The 1,833-nt window shown below is 76.7% G+C and carries 1 protein-coding gene; it reads right to left on the minus strand.

The window, feature by feature from the left end; all coding sequences use genetic code 11:
• Window positions 1–1,833, minus strand: a 1,833-nt coding sequence (locus F2B26_RS16035) for a helicase-related protein (protein ID WP_268891123.1), incomplete at both ends; no start/stop codon positions are given.

Raw genomic sequence — 1,833 nt, forward strand, 5'->3', positions numbered from 1 at the left:
GAGCCGGCCAGCTCGGCCCGCACCGCCCCGACCACCTCGTCCGGGTCGAGCAGCAGGTCGGCGAGCTGCACCTGCGGGCCCGGCCCGTCGGACGTGCGGTGCGGGTGGCGCGGGTCGTCCCACTGGCCGGGGGCGTCGAGCACATCGGGCAGCCGCAGCACGATGCCGTCGTCGGAGTGCAGCGCGGCCACGTCGACGCCGAACCTCTCGCGCAGCCGGGCGGCGACGACGAGGGCCCACGGCGCATGCACGCGCGCGCCGTAGGGGGAGTGCAGCACGAGGCGCCAGTCGCCCAGCTCGTCACGGAACCGTTCGAGCACGATCGTCCGGTCGGTGGGCAGCCGCCCGGTCGCGAGCCGTTGCTCGGCCAGGTAGGCGAGCAGGTTGTCGCTGGCCCACGGGTCGAGGCCGGCGTGCTGCAGCCGGGTGCGGGCGGCCTCGGGCTCCAGGGCGTCGACCTCGCGGACGAAGGCCCCCATCGCGGCTCCGAGCTCGGCCGGCCGGCCTGCCGAGTCGCCCTTCCAGAACGGCAGCCGACCGGGCACACCGGGGGCGGGGCTCACCAGGACGCGGTCCGGGGTGATCTCCTCGACCCGCCAGGTCGAGGAGCCCAGGGTGAACGTGTCGCCGACCCGCGACTCGTAGACCATCTCCTCGTCGAGCTCGCCGACCCGTCGGCCGCCGCGCACCCGGCCGCCGGTGCGCTCGGCATCGGTGGGCACGTCGGTGGCGCCGCTGCCGGGGGCCAGGAACACCCCGTACAGGCCGCGGTCAGGGATGGTGCCCCCGCTGGTGACGGCGAGCCGCAGCGCCCCGGGGCGGGCGGTGAGCACGTCCCGGGTGCGGTCCCACACGAGCCGCGGGCGCAGCTCGGCGAACTCCTCGCTGGGGTACCGGCCGGCGAGCATGTCGAGCACGGCGCGCAGCGTCGCGTCGCCGAGCGTGGTGAACGGTGCGGCGCGGCGCAGCACGGTGGCCAGCTCGGCCACCGGCCAGTCGTCGGTGGCCACCATCGCCACCACCTGCTGGGCGAGCACGTCGAGCGGGTTGGCCGGCACGTGCAGCGCCTCGATCGAGCCGGCGCGCATCCGCTCGGCGCCCACGGCCGCCGCCACGAGCTCACCGCGGTGGGTCGGCAGCACGACCCCGTGCGAGACGGCGCCCACCTGGTGACCGGCACGGCCGATCCGCTGCAGCCCGCTGGCCACCGAGGGGGCGGCACCCACCTGCACGACGAGGTCGACCGCCCCCATGTCGATGCCCAGCTCCAGGGAGCTGGTGGCCACCACGGCCGGCAGCCGTCCGGCCTTGAGCTCGGACTCGGTGCGGGTGCGCTCGGCCCGCGACATGGACCCGTGGTGGGCGCGGGCCACGATGGTGCTGGCGTCGCGCGTGTCCACGCCGACGGCGGTGCCCGACGCCCCGGGGGCGGCCGCCGGGGCGAGCTCACCGGGTGACGGCAGCGGCACGCCGTGCCGGGTCGCCCACACCTCGTTCACCCGTGCGGTGAGCCGCTCGGCCGTGCGCCGCGAGTTGGTGAACACCAACGTCGAGCGGTGCTCGGCGACCAGGTCCACCACCTTCTCCTCGACGTGCGGCCACACCGAGGCGCGGCTGCGGCCGTCGGCCGGGTCGGTCGCCACGTCCTCGCCGGGGCGCACCAGGTCGGTGAGGTCGGGCACCGGGACGACGACCTCGATCCGCACCTGTTTGTGCGAGGGCGGCTGCACCACCACCACCTCGCGCCCGCCGTCGGCCGCGGTCCGGCCACCGGCGAGGAAGCCGGCCACCGCCTCGACCGGCCGCACGGTGGCCGACAGGCCGACCCGCTGC

This window comes from Cellulomonas citrea, from assembly GCF_009829685.1.
GTDB lineage: Bacteria > Actinomycetota > Actinomycetes > Actinomycetales > Cellulomonadaceae > Cellulomonas > Cellulomonas citrea.